The sequence below is a fragment of the Neisseria mucosa genome (genome assembly GCF_013267835.1).
GTDB lineage: Bacteria > Pseudomonadota > Gammaproteobacteria > Burkholderiales > Neisseriaceae > Neisseria.
In genome coordinates this window covers 2,054,118-2,079,743 of record NZ_CP053939.1, presented here as the reverse complement: position 1 = coordinate 2,079,743, position 25,626 = coordinate 2,054,118, and the positions used below count along the sequence as shown (strand labels likewise).

At 51.3% G+C, this 25,626-nt stretch carries 24 protein-coding genes; 8 read left to right on the top strand and 16 right to left on the bottom strand.

Annotation, left to right across the window (positions count from 1 at the left end):
• Positions 1-11: 11 nt before the first annotated feature.
• The 5 genes from FOC66_RS09970 to FOC66_RS09950 form a co-directional block, all read right to left on the bottom strand.
• On the bottom strand, positions 12-617 hold the full coding sequence (locus tag FOC66_RS09970; RefSeq protein ID WP_003685910.1) for a glutathione S-transferase N-terminal domain-containing protein: 606 nt from the start codon (positions 615-617) through the stop codon (positions 12-14).
• A 214-nt stretch (positions 618-831) separates the two neighbouring features.
• Positions 832-1,620, bottom strand: coding sequence for a cytochrome c1 (locus FOC66_RS09965; RefSeq protein ID WP_003748257.1), 789 nt, complete (start codon positions 1,618-1,620; stop codon positions 832-834).
• A gap of 14 nt (positions 1,621-1,634) precedes the next feature.
• On the bottom strand, positions 1,635-2,984 hold the full coding sequence (locus FOC66_RS09960) for a cytochrome b (RefSeq protein ID WP_003681866.1): 1,350 nt from the start codon (positions 2,982-2,984) through the stop codon (positions 1,635-1,637).
• Between the two features lie 18 nt (positions 2,985-3,002).
• The gene (petA, locus tag FOC66_RS09955) at positions 3,003-3,584 is read right to left on the bottom strand and encodes a ubiquinol-cytochrome c reductase iron-sulfur subunit (RefSeq protein WP_003748255.1); all 582 of its coding nucleotides are present in this window, start codon (positions 3,582-3,584) and stop codon (positions 3,003-3,005) included.
• Positions 3,585-3,706: 122 nt separating this feature from the next.
• On the bottom strand, positions 3,707-4,456 hold the full coding sequence (locus FOC66_RS09950) for a Nif3-like dinuclear metal center hexameric protein (protein ID WP_003748253.1): 750 nt from the start codon (positions 4,454-4,456) through the stop codon (positions 3,707-3,709).
• 175 nt (positions 4,457-4,631) lie between these two features.
• Here FOC66_RS09950 and FOC66_RS09945 point away from each other — a divergent pair, with 175 nt between their 5' ends.
• Positions 4,632-5,558 carry a LysR family transcriptional regulator gene (locus FOC66_RS09945; protein ID WP_003748251.1) on the top strand — a complete coding sequence of 309 codons (927 nt, stop codon included), beginning with the start codon at positions 4,632-4,634 and terminating at the stop codon, positions 5,556-5,558.
• 63 nt (positions 5,559-5,621) lie between these two features.
• Here FOC66_RS09945 and FOC66_RS09940 read toward each other — a convergent pair whose 3' ends face one another.
• The 3 genes from FOC66_RS09940 to dnaJ all read right to left on the bottom strand — a co-directional run bounded on the left by FOC66_RS09940 (position 5,622) and on the right by dnaJ (position 8,321).
• Positions 5,622-6,281 (bottom strand): TIGR01621 family pseudouridine synthase, encoded by a 660-nt coding sequence (locus FOC66_RS09940; protein ID WP_003748249.1) that lies wholly within the window; start codon positions 6,279-6,281, stop codon positions 5,622-5,624.
• Between the two features lies 1 nt (position 6,282).
• On the bottom strand, positions 6,283-6,861 hold the full coding sequence (locus FOC66_RS09935; protein WP_003748247.1) for a TMEM165/GDT1 family protein: 579 nt from the start codon (positions 6,859-6,861) through the stop codon (positions 6,283-6,285).
• 296 nt (positions 6,862-7,157) lie between these two features.
• Positions 7,158-8,321, bottom strand: a complete 1,164-nt coding sequence (gene dnaJ / locus FOC66_RS09930; RefSeq protein ID WP_003748245.1) for a molecular chaperone DnaJ — start codon at positions 8,319-8,321, stop codon at positions 7,158-7,160.
• A 210-nt stretch (positions 8,322-8,531) separates the two neighbouring features.
• On the opposite strand from dnaJ, the gene leuS reads away from it, so the two are divergent.
• Complete coding sequence (gene leuS, locus FOC66_RS09925; protein WP_003748243.1) at positions 8,532-11,342, top strand: leucine--tRNA ligase; 2,811 nt, start codon at positions 8,532-8,534, stop codon at positions 11,340-11,342.
• An 85-nt stretch (positions 11,343-11,427) separates the two neighbouring features.
• Here leuS and adhE read toward each other — a convergent pair whose 3' ends face one another.
• Both adhE and FOC66_RS09915 read right to left on the bottom strand, forming a co-directional pair.
• Positions 11,428-14,043, bottom strand: a complete 2,616-nt coding sequence (adhE, locus tag FOC66_RS09920; RefSeq protein ID WP_003748242.1) for a bifunctional acetaldehyde-CoA/alcohol dehydrogenase — start codon at positions 14,041-14,043, stop codon at positions 11,428-11,430.
• 318 nt (positions 14,044-14,361) lie between these two features.
• Positions 14,362-15,681, bottom strand: a complete 1,320-nt coding sequence (locus FOC66_RS09915) for an MFS transporter (protein ID WP_003748240.1) — start codon at positions 15,679-15,681, stop codon at positions 14,362-14,364.
• Positions 15,682-16,029: 348 nt separating this feature from the next.
• On the opposite strand from FOC66_RS09915, the gene FOC66_RS09910 reads away from it, so the two are divergent.
• The gene (locus tag FOC66_RS09910; RefSeq protein ID WP_003748236.1) at positions 16,030-17,403 is read left to right on the top strand and encodes a Na+/H+ antiporter family protein; all 1,374 of its coding nucleotides are present in this window, start codon (positions 16,030-16,032) and stop codon (positions 17,401-17,403) included.
• Between the two features lies 1 nt (position 17,404).
• A complete protein-coding gene (locus FOC66_RS09905) occupies positions 17,405-17,632 on the top strand; it encodes a SlyX family protein (RefSeq protein WP_003748234.1) in 228 nt (75 codons plus the stop codon).
• Positions 17,633-17,734: 102 nt separating this feature from the next.
• Here the strand turns inward: FOC66_RS09905 and lysA are convergent, their stop codons facing one another.
• Both lysA and lptM read right to left on the bottom strand, forming a co-directional pair.
• Positions 17,735-18,955: a diaminopimelate decarboxylase gene (gene lysA / locus FOC66_RS09900; protein ID WP_003748232.1), complete on the bottom strand. Its 1,221-nt coding sequence runs from the start codon at positions 18,953-18,955 to the stop codon at positions 17,735-17,737.
• Positions 18,956-18,972: 17 nt separating this feature from the next.
• Positions 18,973-19,164, bottom strand: coding sequence for an LPS translocon maturation chaperone LptM (lptM, locus tag FOC66_RS09895; RefSeq protein WP_003684659.1), 192 nt, complete (start codon positions 19,162-19,164; stop codon positions 18,973-18,975).
• Positions 19,165-19,214: 50 nt separating this feature from the next.
• Between lptM and cyaY the strand changes: the two genes are divergently transcribed.
• From cyaY to FOC66_RS09880, 3 genes are all read left to right on the top strand, one after another.
• On the top strand, positions 19,215-19,538 hold the full coding sequence (gene cyaY, locus FOC66_RS09890) for an iron donor protein CyaY (protein WP_003748229.1): 324 nt from the start codon (positions 19,215-19,217) through the stop codon (positions 19,536-19,538).
• 54 nt (positions 19,539-19,592) lie between these two features.
• Positions 19,593-20,099, top strand: coding sequence for an S-ribosylhomocysteine lyase (gene luxS, locus FOC66_RS09885; RefSeq protein ID WP_003748227.1), 507 nt, complete (start codon positions 19,593-19,595; stop codon positions 20,097-20,099).
• Between the two features lie 186 nt (positions 20,100-20,285).
• Positions 20,286-21,668: a hypothetical protein gene (locus FOC66_RS09880; protein WP_003748225.1), complete on the top strand. Its 1,383-nt coding sequence runs from the start codon at positions 20,286-20,288 to the stop codon at positions 21,666-21,668.
• A 106-nt stretch (positions 21,669-21,774) separates the two neighbouring features.
• Here the strand turns inward: FOC66_RS09880 and FOC66_RS09875 are convergent, their stop codons facing one another.
• The 4 genes from FOC66_RS09875 to FOC66_RS09860 form a co-directional block, all read right to left on the bottom strand.
• Positions 21,775-22,464: a hypothetical protein gene (locus FOC66_RS09875; RefSeq protein ID WP_036493945.1), complete on the bottom strand. Its 690-nt coding sequence runs from the start codon at positions 22,462-22,464 to the stop codon at positions 21,775-21,777.
• Positions 22,446-23,504 (bottom strand): beta-ketoacyl synthase N-terminal-like domain-containing protein, encoded by a 1,059-nt coding sequence (locus tag FOC66_RS09870; protein WP_003748217.1) that lies wholly within the window; start codon positions 23,502-23,504, stop codon positions 22,446-22,448. Before FOC66_RS09870 ends, FOC66_RS09875 begins: the two co-directional genes overlap by 19 nt.
• Positions 23,501-23,791 carry an acyl carrier protein gene (locus tag FOC66_RS09865; protein ID WP_003748215.1) on the bottom strand — a complete coding sequence of 97 codons (291 nt, stop codon included), beginning with the start codon at positions 23,789-23,791 and terminating at the stop codon, positions 23,501-23,503. The genes FOC66_RS09870 and FOC66_RS09865 overlap by 4 nt, the downstream gene beginning before the upstream one ends.
• A gap of 81 nt (positions 23,792-23,872) precedes the next feature.
• A complete protein-coding gene (locus FOC66_RS09860) occupies positions 23,873-24,598 on the bottom strand; it encodes a 16S rRNA (uracil(1498)-N(3))-methyltransferase (RefSeq protein ID WP_003748213.1) in 726 nt (241 codons plus the stop codon).
• A gap of 166 nt (positions 24,599-24,764) precedes the next feature.
• Here FOC66_RS09860 and FOC66_RS09855 point away from each other — a divergent pair, with 166 nt between their 5' ends.
• Positions 24,765-25,553: an inositol monophosphatase family protein gene (locus FOC66_RS09855; RefSeq protein ID WP_003748211.1), complete on the top strand. Its 789-nt coding sequence runs from the start codon at positions 24,765-24,767 to the stop codon at positions 25,551-25,553.
• Positions 25,554-25,626: the final 73 nt, after the last annotated feature.

The window sequence follows — 25,626 nt, the reverse complement described above, 5'->3', positions numbered from 1 at the left end:
AAACCCATCCTTTAGCGGCGCATGGCTTTTTCAGCCGGAGTCAATGCCTCAATGAAGGCTTCGCGTTGGAAAATACGTTCCGCGTACTTCAGCAAAGGCGCGGCAGATTTGCCCAGTTTGATGTCGTAATAGTCCAAACGCCACAGCAGCGGGGACAAAGCAACATCGATCATGGAGAAGTCATCGCCCAAAATATATTTGTTTTTAGCAAAAGACGGTGCCAGCAGGGTCAAGCCATTGCCAATGGCTTCACGCGCTTTAGCCTGTTCTTTATTGGTAGATTCAGGGTTTTCCAACACTTGCACCAAGCTGAACAGTTCTTTTTCCATACGGTATAGCACCAAACGGCCGCGACCGCGCATAACAGGATCACCCGGCATCAATTGAGGATGAGGGAAACGCTCGTCAATGTATTCGTTGATGATGTTTGATTCGTGCAAAATCAGATCACGCTCAACCAAGACCGGTACTTGGTTATACGGATTCATCAAAGCCAAGTCTTCAGGTTTATTGAACACGTCCACATCTTTGATTTCAAAATCCATGCCTTTTTCGTACAGCACAAAACGGCAACGTTGGCTGAATGGACAAGTAATACCCGAATACAAAGTCATCATAATCTTCTACTCCTGATCAATCTTTTCAGACGGCCTTAAGCCTTATAAAAATTCAGAAAGAATTATACATAATTTCAAATACTTAATCCAGAAATTTAAAATAATGCGCTGTTTACATTAAGTAATTTTTAGATTTGCATTGATTCGACATAAATTAATCAAGCAAACAAAAAAGGCAAACCTGAAACAGGTTTGCCTTTTTGATTCAAAAGAATTAATGAACGTCTTTCCAGAATTCTTTTTTCAGGAAGTACGCCAACGGCAACATTACGGCAAACAGGAATGTCAAAACCATGTAACCGATACGGTGGCGTTGCAATTGAGCAGGCTCGCCCATGTATACCAGGTAGTTTACCAAATCGCGCACATAAGCATCGTACTCTTTTTGGATTACTTTACCATTAGGCAGACGACGGCTGTGCAGACCGGTAGATTCCCAATACAGTTTAGGAGTCAGGTTGCCGTGCTCGTCTTTAATCATAACGGGCTGACCTTTGGCATCCAACTCAACGGCTTGAACACCTTGTTGCTCCCACAATGGGTGAGGCATACTCGCGCCGGCCAAAACGGTATTATTCCAACCGGTCGGACGAGTTGGGTCTTTATAGAAGCCGCGCATATAAGCGTACAGGTAGTCCGCACCTTTAGAACGGGCAATCAAGGTCAAATCCGGCGGAGGCGCGCCCAACCATTTAGAAGCATCTTTCGGATCCATTGCCGCTACCATGACATCGCCAACATTGTCTGTTGTGAACATCAGGTTTTTCTTGATTTCATCTTCAGTCAAACCGATGTCTTTCAGACGGTTGAAGCGCATACCGCTTGCAGAGTGGCAAGACAAACAGTAGTTTGTAAAGATTTGCGCACCGTGCTGCAGGCTGACTTGGTCACGCAGGTCGATATCGACTTTTTCATAGTTTGCATGGCCGCCGCTGGCGACGGCTGCACTCATAGGCACTGCCAGCAATAAGGCAGCAAACCAGTTTTTCAGAGTTTGTTTCATTTTCGCTGCCCTCATCAGATATTGGTTGCAAACAAGTAAGCACCAACAACGGTAATACCGACGTAAACAAAGAACATAATTTTTTGTTTAGTAGTGCTCATGGTTACGCGTTCAGGAACTGGTTTGTTGGTATCCAGTTTGGTATAGAACGGCATACCCAGGAAGAATGCAAAGTAGACGAAAGACAGGATACGTGCAACCAAAGTACGAGTATCAGTTGCTACCATTGCACCCAAAATACCCAAACCGATGAAGGCAATGATGAACAGAACCAACGCAGTTTTGAAGATTGGGCCACGATAGCGGACAGATTTAACTTCGCCTTTATCCAACCAAGGCAACAAGGCAATCAGGACAACTGCTGCACCCATACCGATTACGCCCCATACCTGAGTACCGGCAAAGGAAGGAATCGCACGCAGAATTGCGTAGAATGGAGTGAAGTACCATACCGGCGCAATGTGCGGAGGTGTTTTCAGTGCATTCGCTGCATCAAAGTTCGGCGCTTCGAGGAAGTAGCCGCCGCCCTCAGGCGCAAAGAACAATACAGAACAGAAGACAATCAGGAATACAACGACACCCAAGATGTCTTTAACGGTGTAGTAAGGATGGAATGGGATACCATCGCGTGGAATACCGTTTTCGTCTTTGTTTTTCTTGATTTCAACGCCATCAGGGTTGTTAGAACCCACTTCATGCAGGGCGATGATGTGAGCCACAACCAAGCCGAGCAATACCAAAGGTACAGCGATAACGTGCAGGGCGAAGAAGCGGTTCAGAGTAACGTCGGAAACGTTGAAGTCACCGCGAATCCAAGTGGACAAATCAGGACCGATAACAGGGATGGCGGAGAACAGGTTAATAATTACCTGCGCACCCCAGAAGGACATTTGACCCCAAGGCAACAGGTAACCCATAAAGGCTTCTGCCATCAATGCCAAGAAAATCAGGGACCCGAAAATCCACACCAATTCGCGGGGTTTTTTGTACGAACCGTAAATCAGGCCGCGGAACATGTGCAGATAAACGACGATGAAGAAGAAAGATGCGCCTGTGGAGTGCATGTAGCGGATAATCCAGCCGCCGGACACGTCGCGCATGATGTACTCTACTGCGGTAAAGGCAGCAGGCAGATGGTAAGCGTTCAGGTTGCCGTCCGGTTTGTAGTTCATGGTCAGGAAAATACCGCTGACGATTTGAATCACAAGGACAAGCAGGGCCAAAGAGCCGAAGTAATACCAGAAATTGAAGTTCTTCGGCGCATAGTATTGAGCCAAATGCTCATTCCACATTTTAGACAGAGGGAAGCGAGCGTCCATCCAGCCTAACAATGCTTTTGCTTTGCTATTGGTTTGGTTTGCCATAATTATCGTTCCTTATTTTTAGTCTTCGCCCACCAAAACAGTTGTATCGCTCAGATATTTGTAAGGCGGTACAACCAAGTTGGTCGGTGCAGGAACACCTTTGTATACGCGGCCTGCCATGTCGAATTTCGAACCGTGGCACGGGCAGAAGAAGCCGCCTTTCCAGTCTGCGCCCAAATCCGCAGGGGCAACGTCGGGACGGTAAGTCGGAGAGCAACCCAGGTGGGTACAGATACCGATAGCGACGAGGAGGTTCGGCTTGATCGAACGGTGCTCGTTTTTAGCATATTCCGGTTGCTGATCCACTTCGGAATTAGGATCCGTAACTGAGCCATCCAAACTTTTCAAGTCTTTGAGCTGTTGATCTGTGCGGTTGACCAGCCAAATCGGTTTACCCTGCCATTCGGCAGTCAGCATTTGGCCTGCTTCGATTTTGCTGACATCTACTTCGACAGCAGCACCGGCAGCCTTAGCTTTCTCCGATGGGAAGAAGCTGGCCACGAAAGGCGTAGCTACGCCCAGAGCCGCCACACCGCCTGCACCGCATGTAGCCAGTGTCAGGAAACGGCGGCGGCCGTTGTTGATTTCTTGATTATCCATTATTCAGTCGTCCTAAAATTTTGGGAATACCGAGCCATTAAACAGCGTAATTCTACCTAGTTTGTTGTAATACTCAAAGCATTATTTAAAATAAGGTAAAGTTTTATGATATTGCTCAATACTCAAGCAGGATTGTTTTCATCAAAGTGAACCACTTCGATACCGAATTTTTCTGCCACGGCATCGCCTAAGGCGCGGACGCCGTAACGTTCTGTCGCATGGTGTCCGGCGCTGATAAACGCCACACCCGTTTCATTGGCAAGATGATATTGCGCTTCGGAAATTTCACCGGTCAGATACGCATCGACACCTTCGTCTGCGGCCGTCTGAAAAAATCCCTGCGCACCGCCGCTACACCAGGCAATGCGTTTGATTTCGCGTTCAAGATCGCCGATAACGGTCGGCTTGCGGTCAAATACCGCCTCGATGCGTTCAGACAATTGCGCCAGCGTTTGCGTGGTTTTCAGACGGCCTGTATTCAACAGGTTTTGCTCGCCGAATTGTTTTTCGAGCACCCAATCGAGTTTCTCGGCCAACTGCGCGTTATTGCCTAGTTGAGGGTGTGCGTCCAGCGGCAGGTGGTAGCCCGCCATATTGATTTGGTGTTGCAGCAAGGTTTCAATGCGTGCTTTTTTCCAACCGGTAATCGTGACAGGCTCGCTTTTCCAAAACATACCGTGGTGAACCAAAAGCAGATCCGCCCCCTGCTCTACGGCAAAATCGATTGCTGCTTTGCTGGCGGTAACCGAAGTGGCGATTTTGGCAATTTCTTCTTTGCCTTCGACCTGCAAGCCGTTGGGCGCATAGTCCTTAAACAGCCCGACCTGCAATGTCTCATCGCACCAAGCCAGAATTTCGCGGCGTAAAGCCATATTCCGCTCCTTATATCTATCTTCAAAAACAGCTTCGCATTCTAACCGCAAAATCTGTTTATGCCTCAAATTCTTACATTCCGATTTCAGCAATCATTCCCAACATTAATCATTTGCACATCATCATGAATTATTTTAATATACGCCACCTTACCCACAGGCCGTCTGAAAACACATGGACTCTATTATCGAATTGCGTCATCTCAAAACCTTGCTGGCTTTAGAAGAAACCGGCAGCGTTTCCCTTGCCGCCAAACGGGTTTTCCTGACCCAATCCGCCCTGTCGCACCAAATCCGCGCCTTGGAAAATTATTACGAAACGCCGTTGTTTGAACGCAAATCCACTCCTTTGCGCTTCACTCCGGCCGGTATGCGCCTGTTGCAACTGGCGCGCGAACTGTTGCCGCAGGTTGCCGCCGCCGAACGTGATTTAGTGCGGATTATCGAAGGCGAAGCCGGCGAACTCAGACTTGCCGTCGAATGCCACACCTGCTTTGATTGGCTGATGCCTGCCATGGGAGAGTTCCGCCCCTTATGGCCGCAAGTTGAATTGGACATCGTTTCCGGTTTCCAAGCCGATCCGGTCGGGCTGCTGCTGCAACACCGCGCCGATCTTGCCATCGTTTCCGAAGCCGAGCCGCTCAACGGCATCAGCTACCGCCCTCTGTTTGCCTATGAAATGGTCGGCATCTGCGCAGAAGACCACCCGCTTGCCGACAAAGACGTTTGGGAAGCCGAAGATTTCATCGACGAAACCCTGATTACTTATCCCGTCCCCGACGAAATGCTGGATTTGCCCAAAAAAGTACTGCTGCCCAAAGGCATTAATCCGCCGCGCCGCCACAGCGAGCTGACCATTGCCATTATTCAGCTGGTTGCCAGCAAACGCGGCATCGCCGCCCTGCCCTACTGGACGGTCATGCCGTATTTGGAAAAAGGCTACGTCGTTCATCGAAAAATCACTTCAGACGGCCTGCAAAGCAAACTTTATGCCGCCATTCGTACGGAAGACGCCAACAAAGGCTATCTGGACAACTTCTGCCAAATCACGCATGACCGCTGTTTTGCCGACTTGCCGGGTTTGAGCGAATTGGAAATGTAAACTTGAAACAATCAAAAGGCCGTCTAAACAATTTTCAGACGGCCTTTTCAATACACAAAAATTTCACTGCTTCTCTTCAGATTCATCCGAACCCAAACATGCCGACAAATCGATTTCAGACGGCCATGTTTTATCGGGAGCAACCCGAATATCGAAATGCTCGCCACGATAGTCGAAAACCAAACGCCAAGCGTGCAGAAACAGATGTTCCGCCTCATCGCCGCCATACAGCGTATCGCCCAAAATCGGACTGCCTATGCTTTTCATGGCCACGCGCAGCTGATGGGTTTTGCCGGTAAACGGTTGCAACACAAACAGGCGCAAACCGGGCTTCAGGCTTTGGCTGCTGAAACGGGTAACGGCAAAATTATCCTCGTCACGCGTCAGCTTCCATGTACCGCGCCGCGAACGCGCCATACCGCCTTTCACCCAGCCCTGCTTCTTCGCCGGCTTGTGCGTACCGAGTGCCAAATAAGTTTTACGCATGGTTTTCTCGGCAAACTGCGTCGATAAAGCCGCCGCGCTGTCGCGGTTGAGCGCAAGCAGTAACAGGCCGCTGGTGGCTTTGTCCAAACGGTGAACCAGCCACACGCGTTCAACGCCGAGCTTCTGCGCCAGCGATGCGGTCAGGCAAACCTCCCCTTCCGATTCGCTGTGCACCGATACCCCGCAAGGCTTATTAATGACCACAAAGTCTTTGTGTTCAAAAACAATGTCCCACATTTCAGACGGCCTTCAACACGATACCATCGCCCAGCAGGGTCAAAATACCCAGCAGACAGAACAAGATACATGCGGCAATACGCACTGCTTTGGCCGGAATTTTGCGCATCAGCATTTCGCCCAAATACACGGCAGGCACGGAAGCAATCATCAAACCGGCGATACTGCCGACCACGACGAGCAGGATAGATTGGTATTTTGCCGCCAAAAGAACCGTCGCAATCTGCGTTTTATCGCCAATTTCCGCCAAGAAAAACAGGACGACCGTCGCCGTAAATGCGCCGTATTTCAGCCACTTGCTGTCAGGGTCTTCATCTTTATCCGGCAACAGCAGCCATAATCCGACCGCAATAAAGCTGCCGCCGACCACCCATTTCATGACTTCGGGCGAAATAGCGGATGCCAGCCAGACACCGAGTGCGGCTGAAACAAGATGGTTCAACAGGGTTGCAATAAAGATACCGGCAACAATCGCGTTCTTGTGGGCAAAACGTGCTGCCAAAAAGAGCGCCAGCAATTGCGTTTTATCGCCGATTTCGGCAATGGCAACGCCCAGCGTCGAGGAGAAAAAAGCTTCCATGATTTAAGATACTCAACCGAAAAGCGGGCAAACAAAAAGCGCTGTGCATACCGCCCGCAAGGGTATGGACAACGCTTACGTCTTGCCTGTCTTCCGATAAAGCAGAGAAGATACCGCTGCCACGGCCGCACAAGCCGATTATGTTGACAACGGTTTCGGCATTGCGCCGAATGGCTACTCCCGTAAGAGTGAAGCGCGAATTGTAAGGCAAACCATGGCTTGAAGCAACAAAAAGAAAACAAAAGGCCGTCTGAAACCTCATTCAAGCAGGTTTCAGACGGCCTTTTTCACAGCGATTAATTATCGGAGAACAAATCACCTACTTTCTCGCCTACTTTTTCCCAAAACGATTTCTTGCGCGGGGTTTGGCTGAGATTAAGACCGGAGGAGATTTTTTCAAATTCTTCCAACAACTCTTTCTGACGGTCGGTCAGGTTAACCGGTGTTTCAACCAAAATGTGGCAGTACAAATCGCCGGTCGAGCTGGAACGCAGGGACTTGATGCCTTTGCCTTTCACGCGCATACGGCGGCCGGTTTGCGTTTCTTTCGGAATGTGCAGTTTGACTTTGCCGTCCAAAGTCGGCACTTCGACTTCACCGCCCAATGCGGCAATGGCAAAGCTGATCGGCAACTCGCAATGCAAGTCCAAGCCATTGCGCTCGAAGATTTTGTGCTGTCTTACGCGGACATTGACGTACAAATCGCCTGCCGGCGCGCCGTGTTGACCCGGCTCGCCCTCGCCGCTCAAGCGGATGCGTTGACCGTCGTCGATACCGGCCGGAATGTTGACTTCAACCGTTTTGCTGGTTTTGGTGCGGCCTTCGCCACGGCATTTGACGCAAGGATCTTTGATTTCTTTGCCTGTACCGTGACAAGTCGGACAAGTCTGCTGCATTTGGAAAATGGCTTGGCGGACATGTACCGTGCCTGAGCCGTGACAGGTCGAACAAGTCGATGCGGATGTACCCGGTTTGGCACCTGAGCCGTGGCAGACATCACATTCTTCGTAAGTCGGAATATTGATGCGTTTTTTCACGCCTTTGGCGGCTTCTTCAAGCGAAATTTCTATGCCGACCTGCAAGTCCGCGCCGCTGTAATCCGGCTGGCGGCCGCCGGCACCGCCGCCGAACATTTGGCTGAAAATATCGGAAAAATCGAAGCCTTGCGCACCACCGAATCCGCCTTGGCCGCCGAAACCGCCAAAGCCACCGAATCCGCCCGCACCTGCACCCTGTTCAAACGCGGCATGGCCGTATTGGTCGTACATGGTACGTTTTTCCTTGTCAGACAAGGTGTCGTAAGCTTTTTGGACTTCTTTAAATTTTTCTTCCGCTTCTTTGTTGTCAGGATTGCGGTCGGGATGGTATTTCATTGCCAGCTTGCGGTAGGCTTTTTTGATTTCATCGTCGCTAGCGCTGCGGGCAACACCAAGGGTTTCGTAAAAATCTTTATTGCTCATAATTTTGATAGTGTTAAGAATGAATTCAAACTGGGTGGGATATGTGGGCGAGTATCAAAAACTCAAGTCAGTATTTTCAAGGCCGTCTGAAATTGTGCTTTTCCGACATCCAAACATTCAGACGGCCTTTGTCAAACCGACAGGCCCGACAACCTGCTATAATCCCATCTTTATTTTTTCCAACGTTTTCAAGCGAAAAACAGAATGACCATGCAAGAACATTACCAACCCGCCGCCATCGAGCCTGCGGCGCAGAAAAAATGGGACGACGAGCGTATTTTCAACGTCTCCGAAGACGCCTCCAAACCCAAATACTACTGCCTCTCCATGTTCCCCTACCCCAGCGGCAAGCTGCACATGGGGCATGTGCGCAACTACACCATCGGCGACGTATTGAGCCGCTTCAAACGCTTAAACGGCTTCAACGTCATGCAGCCTATGGGTTGGGACGCGTTCGGCATGCCGGCGGAAAACGCGGCGATGAAAAACAACGTCGCCCCCGCCGCTTGGACGTACGACAACATCGAATACATGAAAACCCAGCTCAAAAGCCTGGGTTTTGCGATTGACTGGGAGCGCGAAGTCGCCACCTGCAAACCCGAATACTACCGCTGGGAACAATGGCTGTTTACCAAGCTGTTTGAAAAAGGTATCGTCTATCGCAAAAACGGCACGGTAAACTGGGATCCGGTCGACCAAACCGTCCTTGCCAACGAGCAAGTCATCGACGGACGCGGCTGGCGTTCGGGCGCGTTGATCGAAAAACGCGAAATCCCGATGTATTACTTCAAAATCACGGATTACGCCGAAGAGCTGCTCAACGATTTGGACAAGCTGGAACACTGGCCGGAACAAGTTAAAACCATGCAGCGCAACTGGATCGGCAAATCACGCGGCATGACCGTGCGCTTCGCCGTTTCAGACGACAGCAAACAAGGCTTGGAAGGCGATTACGCGAAATTCCTGCAAGTTTATACCACCCGCCCCGACACGCTGATGGGCGCGACTTATGTTGCCGTTGCCGCCGAGCATCCGCTGGCAACCGCCGCAGCCGCCGACAAACCCGAATTGCAGGCATTTATCGCCGAATGCAAAGCCGGCTCCGTTGCCGAAGCCGACATGGCGACGATGGAGAAAAAAGGCGTGCCGACCGGCCGCTACGTCGTCAACCCGCTCAACGGCGACAAGCTGGAAGTGTGGATTGCCAACTATGTATTGTGGGGCTACGGCGACGGCGCAGTGATGGCGGTTCCGGCGCACGACGAACGCGATTTCGAGTTCGCGTGCAAATATGGTTTGCCAATTAAATGGGTTGTCAGCAATAAAGTGATTGATGACGCGGTAGCACGATTACAAAAAATTGCGGCTAAAAATAACTTACCGTTTGATATTGAATATATTTTTGATTATTCAAAGAATCCAACGCAACGTTTTGTAGATAGAGTAGTAGAACAAGTCAATAAGGCAGGCCTTGACGATGAACCGTATTTGAGTGAAATCTTCGGGGCATTGGAAACCATCAGATTAAATTGGAATATGCAGTTCCAAAACAATGAAGATAACTTCCTAGTAAACAGCAACGAATTCAACGGCATGAATTTTCAGACGGCCTTCGACGCCATCGCCGCCAAGCTGCAAAGCCAAAACGCAGGCGAACCGAAAACCCAATACCGCCTGCGCGACTGGGGTATTTCGCGCCAACGCTACTGGGGTTGCCCGATTCCCATCGTCCATTGCGAAAAATGCGGCGACGTCCCCGTCCCCGCCGACCAACTGCCCGTCGTTTTGCCTGAAAACGTCGTACCCGACGGCATGGGTTCGCCGCTGGCAAAAATGCCCGAGTTTTACGAAACCACCTGCCCATGCTGCGGCGGCGCGGCGAAACGCGAAACCGACACCATGGACACCTTCATGGAATCGAGCTGGTATTTCTTCCGCTACATGTCGCCCAAGTTCGCAGAAGGCATGGTATCGGCAGAAGCCGCGAAATACTGGGGCTCGGTCGACCAATACATCGGCGGTATCGAACACGCGATTTTGCACCTCTTATACGCGCGCTTCTTCACCAAACTGATGCGCGACGAAGGCTTGGTTAATGTTGACGAACCGTTTGAACGCCTGCTGACTCAAGGCATGGTCGTCTGCGAAACCTACTACCGTGAAAACGACAAAGGCGGCAAAGACTGGATCAACCCTGCCGATGTCGAGCTGACCTTTGACGACAAAGGCCGCCCCGTTTCCGCCGTCCTCAAAGCCGACGGCCTGCCCGTCGTCATCAGCGGCACGGAAAAAATGTCCAAGTCCAAAAACAACGGCGTCGATCCGCAAGAATTGATTAACGCCTACGGCGCGGACACCGCCCGCCTGTTTATGATGTTTGCCGCACCGCCCGAACAGTCCCTCGAATGGAGCGACAGCGGCGTCGAAGGCGCACACCGCTTCCTGCGCCGCCTGTGGCGTACCGTTTACGAATACCTGAAACAAGGCGGCGCGGTCAAAGCGTTTGCAGGCAACCAAGACGGTTTGTCTAAAGAACTAAAAGACCTGCGCCACAAACTGCACGCCACCACCGCCAAAGTCAGCGACGACTACGGCCGCCGCCAGCAGTTCAACACCGCCATCGCCGCCGTGATGGAATTGCTCAACCAATACGACAAAACCGACACCGGCAGCGAACAAGGCCGCACCGTCGCCCAAGAAGTATTGGAAGCCGTCGTACGCCTGCTGTGGCCCATCGTGCCGCACATCTGCGAAACCCTGTGGAGCGAATTGAACGGCGCGAAACTGTGGGAAGCAGGCTGGCCGACAGTCGATGAAGCCGCTTTGGTCAAATCCGAAATCGAAGTGATGGTTCAAGTCAACGGCAAACTGCGCGGCAAAATCACCGTCGCCGCCGACGCCTCCAAAGCCGACCTCGAAGCCGCCGCCCTTGCCAACGAAGGCGCGGTGAAATTCATGGAAGGCAAGCCAGCCAAGAAAATCATCGTCGTTCCCGGACGTTTGGTAAATATCGTCGTCTAAACCGCTTTTAAGGTTTAGCCATACGGATAAAGGCCGTCTGAAACCCTATATTCAGGTTTCAGACGGTCTTTTTATCTACCCGATTTTATTCGCCGTAATAGGCTTTGGTCAGGATTTCTTCCATATCGGCGACCAATGCCAGACGCGGGTTGGCCGGGGTGCATTGGTCTTCAAAAGACATCATGGCCAGCTCTTTTCTGCCGTCGAGGAAGGTTTTCTCATCGATGCCCTGCTCTTTAAACGACATTTTGATGCCGACGTTGACCGCCAGTTCGTGGCAGGCGCGGGCGAAGGATTCGACGCCTTCTGCCGGTGTGCTGCATGGCAGGCCTAAAGTACGGGCGATTTCCTGATATTTCAGGTCGGCTTTGTAGTAGTTGTACTTCGGCCAAGTGGCGGTTTTCTGCGGACGCGTGCCGTTGTAGCGGATGACGTGAGGCAGCAGGATGGCGTTGGCACGGCCGTGCGGAACGTGATATTTGCCGCCGATTTTGTGTGCCATCGAGTGGTTGATGCCCAAGAACGCATTGGCAAACGCCATGCCTGCGATGGTGGAGGCGTTGTGCATATGCTCGCGCGCTTCCGGATCGGCCGCACCATGTTTGTAGGAGCGTTCGAGGTATTGGAACACGAGCTTGATGGCTTGCAGGGCGAGGCCGTCTGTAAAGTCGTTGGCCAGTACGGAAACGTATGCTTCGACGGCGTGGGTCAGTACGTCCAAACCGGTATCGGCGGTTACGCTTGCCGGTACGGTCATGGTAAACGCAGGATCGACAATCGAAATGGTCGGGGTCAGCGAGTAGTCGGCAATCGGATATTTTTTGTCGCCGTCGCTGATGACGGTAAACGGAGTCACTTCGGAGCCGGTACCCGATGTAGTAGGAATGCCGATGAATTTGGCTTTGCGGCCCAATTCGGGGAAGCGGAAGGCGCGTTTGCGGATGTCCATGAATTTTTGCACCAAGTCTTCAAAATCGACTTGCGGCTGTTCGTAGAAGAGCCACATGGCTTTGGCCGCGTCCATCGGCGAGCCGCCGCCCAGCGCAATGATGGTGTCGGGCTGGAAGCTGCGCATCAAATCCGTGCCTTTATAGACGGTTTGGACGCTCGGATCGGCTTCGACATCGGTAAACAGCTGGATGGTCACTTTGTTTTTGCGTTGGTGGAGCTGGTAGGTGATTTTATCGACAAAGCCCAGATCAACCATCGAACGGTCGGTCACAATCATGACTTTTTCGCAGTCTTTCATGTCTTGCAGATATTGGATGGAATCGCGTTCAAAATAGATTTTGGCGGGCACTTTGAACCATTGCATGTTGTTTCTCCGACGGCCTACTTTTTTGATGTTTAACAGATTGACTGCGCTGACGTTGCCGCCGACGGCGTTTTTACCGTAAGAGCCGCAACCGAGGGTCAGAGAAGGCAGGAAGGCGTTGTACACGTCGCCGATGCCGCCGAAGGTGGAAGGCGAATTCCAAATCACGCGCAGCGCTTTGACGCGGGAGCCAAACGTTTTGACCAATTCTTCGTCGGCAGTATGGATGGCGGCGGAGTGTCCCAAGCCGTCAAAGGCGACCATTTCTTCGGCGAACTTCAAGCCTTGTTCGGTCGAATCCGCCTTAATCATGGCCAAAACGGGCGAAAGTTTTTCGCGGGTCAGCGGCTCGTTGGGGCCGACTTCGCGGCATTCGGCGATGATGATGTTGGTTTTTTCAGGTACTTTAAACCCGGCCTGTTCGGCAATCCATGCCGCCGGTTTGCCCACGACGGCAGAATTGAGTTTCGCGCCGCCGCAGCTGGCGCAATTCGCCGTTACGCCGAAGATAAACTCTTCGAGCATGGCTTTTTCTTTTTTGTTGGCAAAGTACACGCCGTAGGATTTGAATTCTTCGGCCAACTCTTTGTAAATCTCTTTATCGGCAATCACCGCCTGCTCGCTGGCGCACACCATGCCGTTATCGAAAGATTTCGACATCACAATATCGTGCGCCACCTGTTTGATGTCCGCCGTTTTTTCAACATAAGCAGGTACGTTGCCCGCCCCGACGCCGAGCGCAGGTTTGCCGCAAGAATACGCGGCTTCCACCATCGCATTGCCGCCGGTCGCCAAAATCGTTGCCACGCCCGGATGCTTCATCAGCGCGGAAGTGCCTTCCATAGACGGCTTTTCAATCCACTGGATACAGTTTTCCGGCGCACCGGCCGCAATCGCCGCATCGCGCACGATACGCGCGGCATGGGCGGAACACTGCTGGGCGGACGGGTGGAACGAGAAAATAATCGGATTGCGGGTTTTCAGCGCAATGAGGGATTTGAAAATGGTGGTGGAAGTCGGATTGGTCGTCGGCACGATACCGCAAACCACGCCGACCGGATCGGCAATTTCCGTAATGCCGGTTACATCGTTTTCGCTGATGACGCCCACGGTTTTCAAATCGCGCAGGCGGCGCACGACGTTTTCGCAGGCAAACAGGTTTTTCGTCGCCTTATCCTCAAACACGCCGCGCCCTGTTTCTTCCACCGCGTGCATGGCGAGCACACCATGTTTGTCCAGCGCGGCGATAGAGGCTTTGGCAACAATAAAATCAATCTGCTCCTGATCCAGCTTAAGAAACTCATCCAACGCCCGTAAACCCTTTTCAACCAGGCTGTTTACCTCGGCTACGGCTGGGCTGACGACGTTGTCGGCTGATGCGTTCATGGTGTATCTCCTTAATAAAAGGTGGCAATAAGGTCAATAAATTTTCACTACGACAACTATAAGTAATTTAGTTACATTTTGCTTTGACCTACATCACAAACCATGATTGAACTTTTCAGACGGCCATTTTATCGTTTATTCATTTTAATTCTTTGACGTATAATATTTTTATCTACACAAAAACAAAGACGGTTATTTTTCGTCGCTTTCCTCGATAATTAAGATAAAAACAGAAAATTGATGTATTAAAATTACAAACGTAAATGAAAAAGGCCGTCTGAAAATATTTTTCAGACGGCCTTTATTTATATATGCCTTTTATTGGCTGATGTCTTCCAGCGTACGGCCTTTGGTTTCTTCACCCAATACCAAGATTACCGCCACAATCAGCAGCATAACCAGCGCAAACATCATAAAGATATTGCCGAAGCCGCCGCTGTTGCCAACCATCGCCGCCACCACCATGGGCGCGAGTATGCCGCCGACGCGGCCGATGGCGCCTGCCCAGCCGGATGCGAAGGCACGGAAGCGCAAGGGGTAGAGTTCGGGGGTGTAGGTGTACAAAACGCCCCATGCGCCCAAGTTGAAGAAGGACATCAGGCTACCCCAGACCATGACTTCGGCCGCAGTGGTGCTTTGTCCGAAAAACCATGCGCACGCGGCGCACGCGGCCAGGAAGCCTGCCAGCGTTGCTTTGCGGCCGATTCTTTCCACCAAGGCCGCGGCGGCTATATAGCCGGGCAGTTGCGCAACAATCATTACCAACACATATTCAAAGGTTTTGACCACGGTATTGCCCTGCTCGACCAGCAATTTGGGCAACCAAGTGAAAATGCCGTAATACGAAAACACGATGCCGAACCAAACCAGCCACAACATCAGCGTGCGCCGTGCAAACGGATGTTGCCAAAGTTGGAAGAAGCGGATGCGTTCGCGCGGGGCGGCCGGTGCGGCAACGGCTTCTGTCGGCGGCGTGATGCCCGATTGAATTTCCAGCGCGGATACCAAATGATGCGCTTCGTTAGTTTTGCCGCGGGAAAGCAGATAAGGCACGGATTCGGGAACGAATTTCAACACCAACGGCACATAAAACAGGGGCAAGGCGCCGAATAAAAACGCGCTGTGCCAGCCAGTTTGCGGAATAAAGAAATAAGACACCAGCGCGGCCGAGAGCCAGCCCAAGCCCCAAAAGCTTTCCAGCAACACAATAAAACGGCCGCGTACTTTCGGCGGCGCATATTCGCTGACCAGCGACACGGCGACGGGCAGTTGGCCGCCCAAGCCGACGCCGACAAAAAAGCGGCACACCAGCAAAACCGTCAAATCAGGCGCGAGCGCGCACAAACCTGTGGCAATGCTGTACACCACCATCGTGCCGGCAAAAACGGTTTTCCGTCCGAACCTGTCCGCCAGCCAGCCGCTGAATACCGCACCCAAAGCCATGCCGACAAAGGCAATGCTGACAATCCAACCCAACTGCGCCGGAGCCAACGCCCAATCTTTGCCCAAAGCCGGCAATACAAACGACACCAAGCCTGTATCCATGGCATCAAACAGCCAACCTATGCCGACCAAAACCAGAAGTTTGTAATGAAAGCGGGAGGGCGGCAGATTGTGCAGCCGCGTCAGAATATCCATCACTTCTTTCCTTTGTTTGTGTATGATTGAATTGGGTTTTAGCAATAAATGCTTTAATTTCAGTGACAAACCTGAAACCGAAACATTGTGTCGATTTTAACATTGGTACCCTATGCAAAGAATAGGAAGCGCGTGTTTTTTGGATATTTTTATCGCCAGAACGCACGCCCTACTAAAACGCTGAATAAGGGTTCACAGCAGGCCGTCTGAAAGTTGATGGTTTGGTTTTCAGACGGCCTGCCGTTTTTTGCAAAGGCTTCCTGCTTGGGTTATGATGTTTATTTGTAATATGTAAACAGACGATTGCCTGTTTTTACATAACGGGCCGTCTGAACAACGGAGAATGATATGAATGCGGTTGTAATTGCGGTCATCATCATGCTGGCGCTGTCTTTATCGCGCGTGCATGTGGTGCTCAGCTTGGCTGTCGGCGCGTTTGTCGGCGGCTTGGTGGCCGGTATGCCTTTGGAGAATGTAACCAACGCGGCCGGCGATGTGGTGCAGCAAGGGATTATTCCTGTTTTTAACGAAGGCCTGAAAGGCGGGGCGCAAATCGCGCTGTCTTATGCCATGCTCGGCGCGTTTGCCATGGCCATCACGCATTCCGGCCTGCCGCAACAGCTCGCCGGCGTGATTATCCGCAAGCTCAACGGCGGCGAAGGCAATGCGAAAGGCGAAGGCGCGGTCAAATGGATGCTGCTGGCGATTATTTTGTGCATGGGCGTGATGAGCCAAAACGTTGTGCCGATTCATATCGCGTTTATCCCAATGATTATTCCGCCGCTGCTGTTGGTGTTCAACCGTTTGAAACTCGACCGCCGCCTGGTGGCCTGCGTGATTACGTTTGGCTTGGTAACGACTTATATGTTCCTGCCTTACGGTTTCGGCGCCATCTTCTTGAACGACATCATGTTGGGCAATATCCGCTCGGCAGGCATGGACACCGGCGGTATCAATGTGATGCACGCAATGGCGATTCCGGCTTTGGGCATGGTGTCCGGCTTGCTGCTGGCCTTCTTGCACTACCGCAAGCCGCGCATTTATCAAAACAACGCCGCCGATACGGAAGACAACCGTGAAGCGGTGCAGCAGCAAGAGCCGTCAACCTATCGCAGCTTGGTAGCGGCCGTAGCGATTGCCGTGTGTTTTGCCATTCAGCTTTTGTATGATGGTTCGCTGGTATTGGGCGCGATGTTGGGCTTTGCCGTGTTTATGATGTTGGGCGTGATGAACCGCTCCGCCGCCAGTGATGTGTTCGGCGAAGGCATCAAAATGATGGCGATGGTCGGCTTTATTATGATTGCGGCACAAGGTTTCGCCGCCGTCATGAACGCGACCGGCGACATCCAGCCTTTGGTCGAACGCAGCATGGCTTTGTTCGGAAGCAATAAAGGCATGGCCGCCTTTACCATGCTGTTTGTCGGCCTGCTGGTAACCATGGGCATCGGCTCGTCTTTCTCCACCTTGCCGATTATTACCGCAATTTATGTGCCTTTGTGCATCAGCTTGGGCTTCTCCCCAATGGCTACCGTGGCCATCGTCGGCACGGCAGGCGCGCTGGGCGATGCGGGCTCCCCCGCTTCCGACTCAACGCTCGGCCCGACCATGGGTTTGAACGCCGACGGTCAACACGACCACATCCGCGATTCGGTTATCCCGACCTTTATCCACTACAATATCCCGCTGATGGTTGCCGGCTGGATTGCCGCGATGGTGCTGTAATATGAGCGATATTCAGGAATTGGAACACCGCATCACCGAGCTGGAAATTCAGACGGCCTTGCAGGAAGACTTAATCGGCAGCTTGAACGACACCATCGCCAAGATGCAGCAGGCTTTGGATTTGCAGCAAGGCCAGCTGCGGCTGCTGTACCAACGGATGCAGGACAAAGGCGCAAACGGCGAACGCGAACCGTACAACCTGCGCGACGAGATTCCGCCGCATTATTGATAACCTAAAAAAGGGCGTGTTGGATACATGCCCTTTTCTTTTATAGCAAAGGCCGTCTGAAAGTCAGTCAAGCTTTCAGACGGCCTTTTAAACAATCCAGCCTTACAAACAAGCCAATTCGTTGGCCATTTGCTGCTCGACGGTTTCACGTTGACGGATAAGTTTGTATCCGCTGCCGTCAACCAATACTTCCGCCGCACGGTTGCGCGTGTTGTAGTTGCTCGCCATGCTTGAGCCATATGCACCGGCGCTGCGGATAAGCAGTAAATCCCCTTCTTCGCAGGCGATGGTGCGGTCTTTGCCGAGGAAGTCGCCGGTTTCGCAAATCGGGCCGACGATATTGGCCGTCAGAGGCTCAATGTCTTTGGTTTCAACCGCTTCAATGTGATGATAGGCATCATAAAGCGCCGGACGCATCAAATCGTTCATCGCCGCATCGACCATCACAAAGTTTTTCTCTTCGCCATGTTTGACGAATTCGACTCGCGTCAACAACGCACCTGCATTGCCAACCAAACTACGGCCTGGCTCAAGGATCAGTTTCAGACGGCGTGTGCCGATCAGTTTTTGAACGGCTTGGGCATACGAGCCCAAATCAGGCACATTTTCGTCTTGGTAAACAATGCCGACACCGCCGCCCAAGTCCAAGTGTTCCAACACAATGCCTTCTTCTACCAGTTGGTCGACCAAGGCCAAGATACGTTCGCAGGCTTCGATAAGAGGGCTGAGGTCGGTCAGTTGCGAGCCGATGTGGCAGTCGATACCGACAATTTTCAAATGGCTTTGACTGGAAGCATGACGATAGGCCTCAAGCGCATCTGCATAGGCAATACCGAATTTGTTAGCTTTCAAACCGGTGGAGATATAAGGGTGGGTTTTGGCATCGACATCAGGATTGACGCGCAGGGAAACCGGAGCGACTTTACCCAAACGCGCGGCAACTTTCTGAATACGGTCGATTTCGGGAATGCTTTCCATGTTGAAACATTTCACGCCTGCATTCAGCGCAAATTCAATTTCTGCCTCACTCTTGCCCACACCGGAAAAAATCGTTTTCGCCGCATCGCCGCCGGCCGCCAAAACACGCGCCAACTCGCCGCCGGACACAATGTCAAACCCGCTCCCCAAAGAAGCAAAGTGTTTGATGATGCTCAGGTTGCCATTGGCTTTAACCGCGTAGCAGACAAGCGGGTTCAAAGCAGCAAACGCGGTTTGGTAGTTGTCAAACGCCTCGGTCAGCGCAGATTTGCTGTACACATAAAGCGGCGTGCCGAATTCCTCGGCAAGGTGGGAATAAGGGATGTGTTCGCAGGATAAGGTCATGTTTGTGAAGTCTTTTTTTAATCGTTGGTTTGAGTGGTCGGCTCTTTGGCCGTATCGAATTTCAAGCCGGTCTGAATCACGCCGAAGCGCGCCTTGTCGCCTTCTTTGGGCAGGTAGAGGTCGCCTTTGTAGCCGCAGGCAGAGAGCAGCAGAGCCGTTGCCGCTGCAAAAAATACGCCGTATTTCATCAGTAAAACTTTCTTCATCATTACGAATGTGGCAAGATTCGGTATCTTAAACAAAAAACACACAAAAAGCCATGATGACCGAAAGCGAATTCATCCGCATGAGCGAAGAATTGTTCGAACACATTGAAGACCAAATCGATGAAAACGGCTGGGATTTCGACTGCCAGTTTGCCGGAAACGTGCTGACCATCGAAGCCGAAGACGGCACGCAAATCATCGTCAACCGCCACACGCCCAACCAAGAATTGTGGATTGCCGCCAAAAGCGGCGGCTACCATTTCGCCGAGCAAAACGGCAAATGGCTGGCAACACGCGACGGACGGGATTTCTACGATGTTTTGAACGAAGCATTGAGCGCGGCTTCGGGCGAAGCAGTCAATATTGCTGAATTGTGATTGAATCTTTAAATTCCACCCGCTAAAAATCTATTTACCTCAAAGGATACCCAAATGCCCCTACTAGACAGTTTCAAAGTCGACCACACCCGTATGCACGCCCCTGCCGTGCGTGTGGCGAAAACCATGACCACGCCCAAAGGCGACACCATTACCGTATTTGACCTGCGTTTCTGCATTCCCAACAAAGAAATCCTGCCCGAAAAAGGCATTCACACGCTGGAGCATTTGTTCGCCGGCTTTATGCGCGACCACTTAAACGGCAACGGCGTCGAAATCATCGACATTTCCCCGATGGGATGCCGCACCGGTTTCTACATGAGCCTCATCGGTACGCCCGACGAGCAAAAAGTGGCCGACGCATGGCTCGCTTCAATGCAGGATGTTTTGACCGTTCAAGACCAAAGCAAAATCCCCGAGTTGAACGAATACCAATGCGGCACCTATCTGATGCACTCGCTTGCCGAAGCGCAGGAAATCGCCCAAAACGTGTTGGCGCGCAAAGTGGCCGTCAATAAAAACGAAGAGCTGTCATTGGACGAAAGCCTGTTGAACGTTTAATACGCGATGACAACGAAGGCCGTCTGAAACTTTAGAGAAAGAAAATTTCAGACGGCCTAAGACCTTTTATTTCGATTTTCAACCTTTCAGCCGCAGTTTTACACCGCCTAAAAATAAGTTGGCGGTTGCTGACAATGTACATAGTATAATTACACTTTGAAAAAACAACCTGATTCTATTGCCTTTATGAAACCGTTTTTCTGCAAAACCGCTATTGCCCTCAGCCTGACCTTCCCTGCCGCCGCCAACGCTGCCGAGTATGTCTGCAATGTTGAAGGCATCACCGTTTACGCATCACACCCACTCAACAATACTTGCCGCGCAGTTGACACAAACAACACCGTGGAAAGCAGCGTTGCTGCAGAACCAAACGTATTCACCGAATCCGAAACAGTAAGCGGTAAAACCGTTGCGATTCCAGGCGACACGCCGGTTTTAAAAACAGTACAGACAACGGAATTCAAAGCCACCGCCGCCGACTACATCAATACCCCCCATGCAACACCTGCCGTACAAACCCCTGTTATAGCTGTTCGAAATGAAAACGGCATCCCTGCACCTATTTCCATTCCGATGGCACAAGCACGTCTAACTTCTCAAATTGATAAAAATGTTGCTGATGGCCTTGCCATTCTCGGTGATACAACCCCATCTACAATAAAACCTGAAATTGACACTACTGACGTTCTCAACGTCATGCCTGATACCACACAACCTCAAACTGTGGCTGATCAAACTCCAAACAATATACCCGACTCCATTACCATTCCTATTACGCAAACCCACCCGACAGCATCTGCGATTCAAGCCCCCCAAACAATTATTCAGAATCCTGTTGTTTTACCGAAAACACCTGATCGCACTACGGCCAAACAAAATAACCAAACCGTAACTGCCTCAGATGAAACACTTGACAAAACACCTATCAAAGTTGAAACCAAGCGTAAAGGCAAAGTCCAAACTCCGACCCGACGTAATGCAAAAAACACCAAAACTGTAAAAACAGCCGTCACAAACACGGCTAACGAACAAACGATTAAAACCGTTGTTACGCCAACAGTAGAATCAAATGTACCAAATAAACCGGCTGCAACGGTTTCCCCGGTAGATCAAAGCAAAACCTCTGCGCAAACGCCTTTCCCTAAGGCATATAAGCCGGCTGCCGATATTCCGTTCGATCCGAGCAATGTTTACAACGATATTAAAATTCTGCCCCATATTCCGATTACCAGCGTAACCAACACAGCCGAAGCCGCCAATCCGCGCCTCAATATTACCTTGCGCAACCGTCAGAACAAATCACGCAGTTCTTCATACAGCAAATACAAAGCCCCTGTTATCCGTACTGCTCCTGTGGTTACGCCGGCTCCTAAGCCAAGCCCTAAAGAAACCCGCAAGCAGGTATTGCAGACCGAAGTACGCAATGAACAGGCTGCTATTACCCGCCTTCAAACACAGCTGAATGCGGCCAAACAAAAAGGTGATCAGATTAAAATCCAACAACTGACCCGTACCATCAACGCCCGTAAAGCGAATATCCGTGCGATTCAAGGCGAGATGTCCCGTTGATTGATTGTGATGAAAAAGGCCGTCTGAAAGTTTTTCAGACGGCCTTTTTAATGACGTAAACTTTTTTATTCAACAGACAAATACTTTCGCTAAAATCATTTGCCGATCACGCTAAAGTACATTTCTTCACATCCCTACCCTCGCACGCCATCACTTTTTCTATCCAGTCGGCGATATCTTGCCAATAATATTGCGGCTTTTCAGACGGCCTCTCAGGCTGCATTCCTTCATCATTCAACACAACGGGAACACCCTGTTCTACACCGACTTCAAGCAGAATCCAGACGCTGCCTTCATGGGTATCGGCATGTGCTGCTTGATGCTCATATGTCCAGCCAACCGCAGCTTGACCGCCATTTTGCAAAGACTGCATCGCCAGTAATAATGGGTGAAAGCAGGTATCCATATTATTGTCGGCAGCAACAACCAAAGTTGCACCATGCGTGCCTAACGCTTGCGCGGCATGAAAAACGGGGGAATTGTGCAGATTGGCAATGAAGTCAAACGGCATCGCGGCGTGATGGTTCAATACATTATCCGCCATTTTTTCAAACACGGATGGCGAAGAAAACGGCGTACCGAGAAAAACAGCGCAATCAGAACGGATTTCGCTTTGTTCCTTCAGTTGCCCTGCGCCAAGCGCGGCAATCAAACTCAAGCGGCTGAGGCGGCGGGTATCTATACCGCTTTGCTGCTTTAATGTTTGTTTGAGGATTTTGCCGCCGGTGCCGGCGTCCGTATCAAAACGCACAGCGGCGGTAATGCGGATATTAGGATTTACTGTTGCCATTGCCATACCAAAGATGTGTTGCTGCCGCCAAAGCCAAACTGATTGGCCAAACAGAAAAAGCCGCCTTTTGGTGAAGCCGCGCACTCGGAAAAACGAATTTCCCGCCCCTGATAATCGCTGCTTTTGCCTTGTTTTAAAGCGGATAAAAGCAGGGCTGTTTCAAGGGCTGCCGTGGCACCAAGCGTGTGTCCGATTTGCGGTTTGAACGCCATCAAGGGCGGCAGTGTACCGAATATATTTTCCAGTGCGGCCAATTCGGCGGCATCGCTGTCAGCCGTGCCGATGCCGTGTGTTTTAACGGCTGCAATGCTTTCAGGAGCGATGCCTGCAACATCCAAAGCGCGTCGCATCACTTGCTCCTGCGCTTGGCCATCGCTTTGAATCAGGTCATTGCCTGTATTGGCGGCGTGTCCGATAAGTTTCAGACGGCCTGAAGAAGATTCGTGAGCAGCAGAAGATAAGGCAAGCGCGGCAACCCCTTCGCCTAAGATCAAACCGTTTCCGCCAAAAGGCTGATACTGTTCGGTCAGCAAACCCAAGCTGTGAAAATGCAGCAAAGTCAGCCGGTTGAGGTTTTCAATACCAAGTACAAAGGCACGCTCCGCCCCGCCGCGCAAACAATTATCTGCCTGAATCAGCGCATGGACAGATGAAGTGCAGGCAGTAGCGAAACTGAAAATCTGCCGATTGCCGCTGCGCCGGTGCAAATCTTCGGCAAGATAAAGCAGATTGTGTTCCTCTACCGCCCTATTACCCGCAAAATGGCGGTTTTCATATTCGGAGATGGAATAGGAACTAGACCCGATAAACACCGGCGCATCATGCCAGCTTTCAGACGGCCAGCCTGCATTTTCGGCGGCTCGGCGCAAATGTTGTTCGGCAATATCCGCAAATTCCTTCCGCCCCAAACTGTCGCCGGCGAATGCACGAAAATAAGCAGCCTGCTGCGGCTGGTTTAAAAACGTATAAGACACCGCATTAGGCCGTCTGAAATCCGTTTGCGGATTCAAAGCAGAAGTGGCCGCCGTACCGCAAACCCAACTCACGCGCCATGCTCCGCGCGGATAAACGCCGCCAAATCGCGTACGCACATCATATGTTTGCGCACCATACGGTCGCCCTGCAGGCGCACTTGGAAATACTGTTGCAAGGCGACGCTGATTTGCAGCGCATCAAGCGAATCCAAACCGACCGGACTGTCATCGCCAAACAAAAGCGCATCGTCGGTGAAATCATCCATATCCACATCGTCGGCCTTATCGGCCTCTTGCACAATTAACTTTTTCAATTCCGCTTCCAGCTCGTGCTCGGCCAGCGTAAAGGTGTAAGACATTTTTTAAACTCCCATTTTTATATCATGAAGCAACAACTTGTTTTAGCGAAACTCGCTACGCTCGTTTTCAGACGGCCTGATTTATGCAAAATCGCCCCAAAGCGTCTGCATGGCGGCGATGGCCGCAAGTGAGGCGGTTTCGGTACGCAACACCCGTTTGCCGAGCGTAACGGATTGAAAACCGGCATCAAATGCCTGCTGCTCTTCCTTCTCCGTCCAGCCGCCTTCCGGGCCGACCATAAACACGACTTTGCCGGATTGCGGCCGAACATCGCTCAGTTTTTGAGCGCGGTTCAAGCTCATTAACAGTTTGGCCGTCTCCTGCGGCAACTGCCGCAATGCCTGTGCATAAGTCGTCAGCGGCAAAACCCTCGGCACAATATTGCGGCCGCTTTGTTCACACGCCGAAACGACGATTTCCTGCCAACGTGCCACCCGCTTTTCAGCGCGCTCGCCGCTTAAGCGCACGACACAGCGTTCACTGATGACCGGGCGAATTTCCGCCACGCCCAATTCCACGCTTTTTTGCAAAGTGAAATCCATGCGCTCTGCGGCGGATACCGCCTGCACCAACGTAATGTTCAGCGGCGATTCGTTGTCCGTTGCCTCTTCACGCAAAATCCGCACGCTGGCGCGGCGTTTTTCCAAAACTTCGGGCAAAGCCGGATATGACTTGCCATTGCCGTTGAACAACACGATTTCTTCCGTATTTTTCACGCGCAATACATTCAGATGGCGCACCACATTATCGGGCAATTCGACCACGCTGTCGGGGCTTAAGGCAAAATCAACATAAAATCGGGGCATGGTTTCCTGCTTTATTCATGTATATAATTTAAATTTAAAATTTCATGAATGAAGTAGAAACGCGGCGACATGCTCCTGCCTGCTTTCGATTTCATCCACTATAATTTGAAAACTTCCCGAATTTTAATCCACTGTCGCGCAAAACTGCAAAAAACAAGGATATGCCGTGCTATACCGTTTACAGAAAGTCGTCCGCCACATCGCCCAAACCGAAGTCATGCCGCGTTTTCTGAACACGCCGTCACGACGTAAAGAAGACGGCTCGGTTTTGAGTGAAGCAGATTTGGCCGCACAAACCGCTTTTGCCGCCGCCCTGCCCTTATTGGAAGATTGTCCGATGTTGGGCGAAGAGATGAGCGTTCAGGAGCAAACCCGTTTGTGGAACGAACATTCAGACGGCCTGTGGATTGTCGACCCCATCGACGGCACAAATAACTTCGTCAACGGTTTGCCGCATTTTGCCGTATCCGTCGCACTGGTTAAAAACGGGCGCACCGAGCTGGGTGTGATTTACAATCCAGTCAGCGGCGAATGTTTCTATGCCGAACACGGCAAAGGCGCATTTCTCAACGGTACGCCGCTGCCGCTGCGTTCGGTAGAAAAAAAACTCAGCGAATCCATTGCCGGCGTGGAAATCAAATACCTGCGCTCGGGCAAACTCGCCAGCCGCATGAACACCCTCGCCCCATTCGGCACAATCCGCAGCATGGGCAGCAGCACGCTCGACTGGTGCTATCTTGCCAGCGGCCGCTACGATATTTACATCCACGGCGGACAAAAACTGTGGGACTACGCTGCCGGCGCATTGATTTTTGAAGAAGCCGGCGGCTGCCTGACCACTTTGGAAGGCGATGATTTCTGGAGCGGCGAGCACGTTTTCAAGCGTTCCGTCATCGCCGCTTTGCAACCCGAGCTGTTCAAACAATGGGTGAAATGGATTCGCGAAAATCAGTGAAAATACCGTTTATCTTCAAAATATCACGATTATCTTGCAACTTATTGAAATAATTTCACTTCTTAACAGCATT

What these genes read in the sequence shown, in the direction of transcription:
- petA (WP_003748255.1), bottom strand. Translation starts at nt 3,584, where the DNA reads ATGGATAATCAAGAAATCAACAACGGCCGCCGCCGTTTCCTGACACTG.
- FOC66_RS09875 (WP_036493945.1), bottom strand. Translation starts at nt 22,464, where the DNA reads ATGGCAATGGCAACAGTAAATCCTAATATCCGCATTACCGCCGCTGTG.
- lysA (WP_003748232.1), bottom strand. Translation starts at nt 18,955, where the DNA reads ATGACCTTATCCTGCGAACACATCCCTTATTCCCACCTTGCCGAGGAA.
- FOC66_RS09910 (WP_003748236.1), top strand. Translation starts at nt 16,030, where the DNA reads ATGAATGCGGTTGTAATTGCGGTCATCATCATGCTGGCGCTGTCTTTA.
- FOC66_RS09970 (WP_003685910.1), bottom strand. Translation starts at nt 617, where the DNA reads ATGATGACTTTGTATTCGGGTATTACTTGTCCATTCAGCCAACGTTGC.
- FOC66_RS09960 (WP_003681866.1), bottom strand. Translation starts at nt 2,984, where the DNA reads ATGGCAAACCAAACCAATAGCAAAGCAAAAGCATTGTTAGGCTGGATG.
- FOC66_RS09905 (WP_003748234.1), top strand. Translation starts at nt 17,405, where the DNA reads ATGAGCGATATTCAGGAATTGGAACACCGCATCACCGAGCTGGAAATT.
- FOC66_RS09945 (WP_003748251.1), top strand. Translation starts at nt 4,632, where the DNA reads ATGGACTCTATTATCGAATTGCGTCATCTCAAAACCTTGCTGGCTTTA.
- lptM (WP_003684659.1), bottom strand. Translation starts at nt 19,164, where the DNA reads ATGATGAAGAAAGTTTTACTGATGAAATACGGCGTATTTTTTGCAGCG.
- dnaJ (WP_003748245.1), bottom strand. Translation starts at nt 8,321, where the DNA reads ATGAGCAATAAAGATTTTTACGAAACCCTTGGTGTTGCCCGCAGCGCT.
- FOC66_RS09965 (WP_003748257.1), bottom strand. Translation starts at nt 1,620, where the DNA reads ATGAAACAAACTCTGAAAAACTGGTTTGCTGCCTTATTGCTGGCAGTG.
- leuS (WP_003748243.1), top strand. Translation starts at nt 8,532, where the DNA reads ATGCAAGAACATTACCAACCCGCCGCCATCGAGCCTGCGGCGCAGAAA.
- FOC66_RS09915 (WP_003748240.1), bottom strand. Translation starts at nt 15,681, where the DNA reads ATGGATATTCTGACGCGGCTGCACAATCTGCCGCCCTCCCGCTTTCAT.
- luxS (WP_003748227.1), top strand. Translation starts at nt 19,593, where the DNA reads ATGCCCCTACTAGACAGTTTCAAAGTCGACCACACCCGTATGCACGCC.
- adhE (WP_003748242.1), bottom strand. Translation starts at nt 14,043, where the DNA reads ATGAACGCATCAGCCGACAACGTCGTCAGCCCAGCCGTAGCCGAGGTA.
- cyaY (WP_003748229.1), top strand. Translation starts at nt 19,215, where the DNA reads ATGATGACCGAAAGCGAATTCATCCGCATGAGCGAAGAATTGTTCGAA.
- FOC66_RS09950 (WP_003748253.1), bottom strand. Translation starts at nt 4,456, where the DNA reads ATGGCTTTACGCCGCGAAATTCTGGCTTGGTGCGATGAGACATTGCAG.
- FOC66_RS09940 (WP_003748249.1), bottom strand. Translation starts at nt 6,281, where the DNA reads ATGTGGGACATTGTTTTTGAACACAAAGACTTTGTGGTCATTAATAAG.
- FOC66_RS09865 (WP_003748215.1), bottom strand. Translation starts at nt 23,791, where the DNA reads ATGTCTTACACCTTTACGCTGGCCGAGCACGAGCTGGAAGCGGAATTG.
- FOC66_RS09935 (WP_003748247.1), bottom strand. Translation starts at nt 6,861, where the DNA reads ATGGAAGCTTTTTTCTCCTCGACGCTGGGCGTTGCCATTGCCGAAATC.
- FOC66_RS09880 (WP_003748225.1), top strand. Translation starts at nt 20,286, where the DNA reads ATGAAACCGTTTTTCTGCAAAACCGCTATTGCCCTCAGCCTGACCTTC.
- FOC66_RS09860 (WP_003748213.1), bottom strand. Translation starts at nt 24,598, where the DNA reads ATGCCCCGATTTTATGTTGATTTTGCCTTAAGCCCCGACAGCGTGGTC.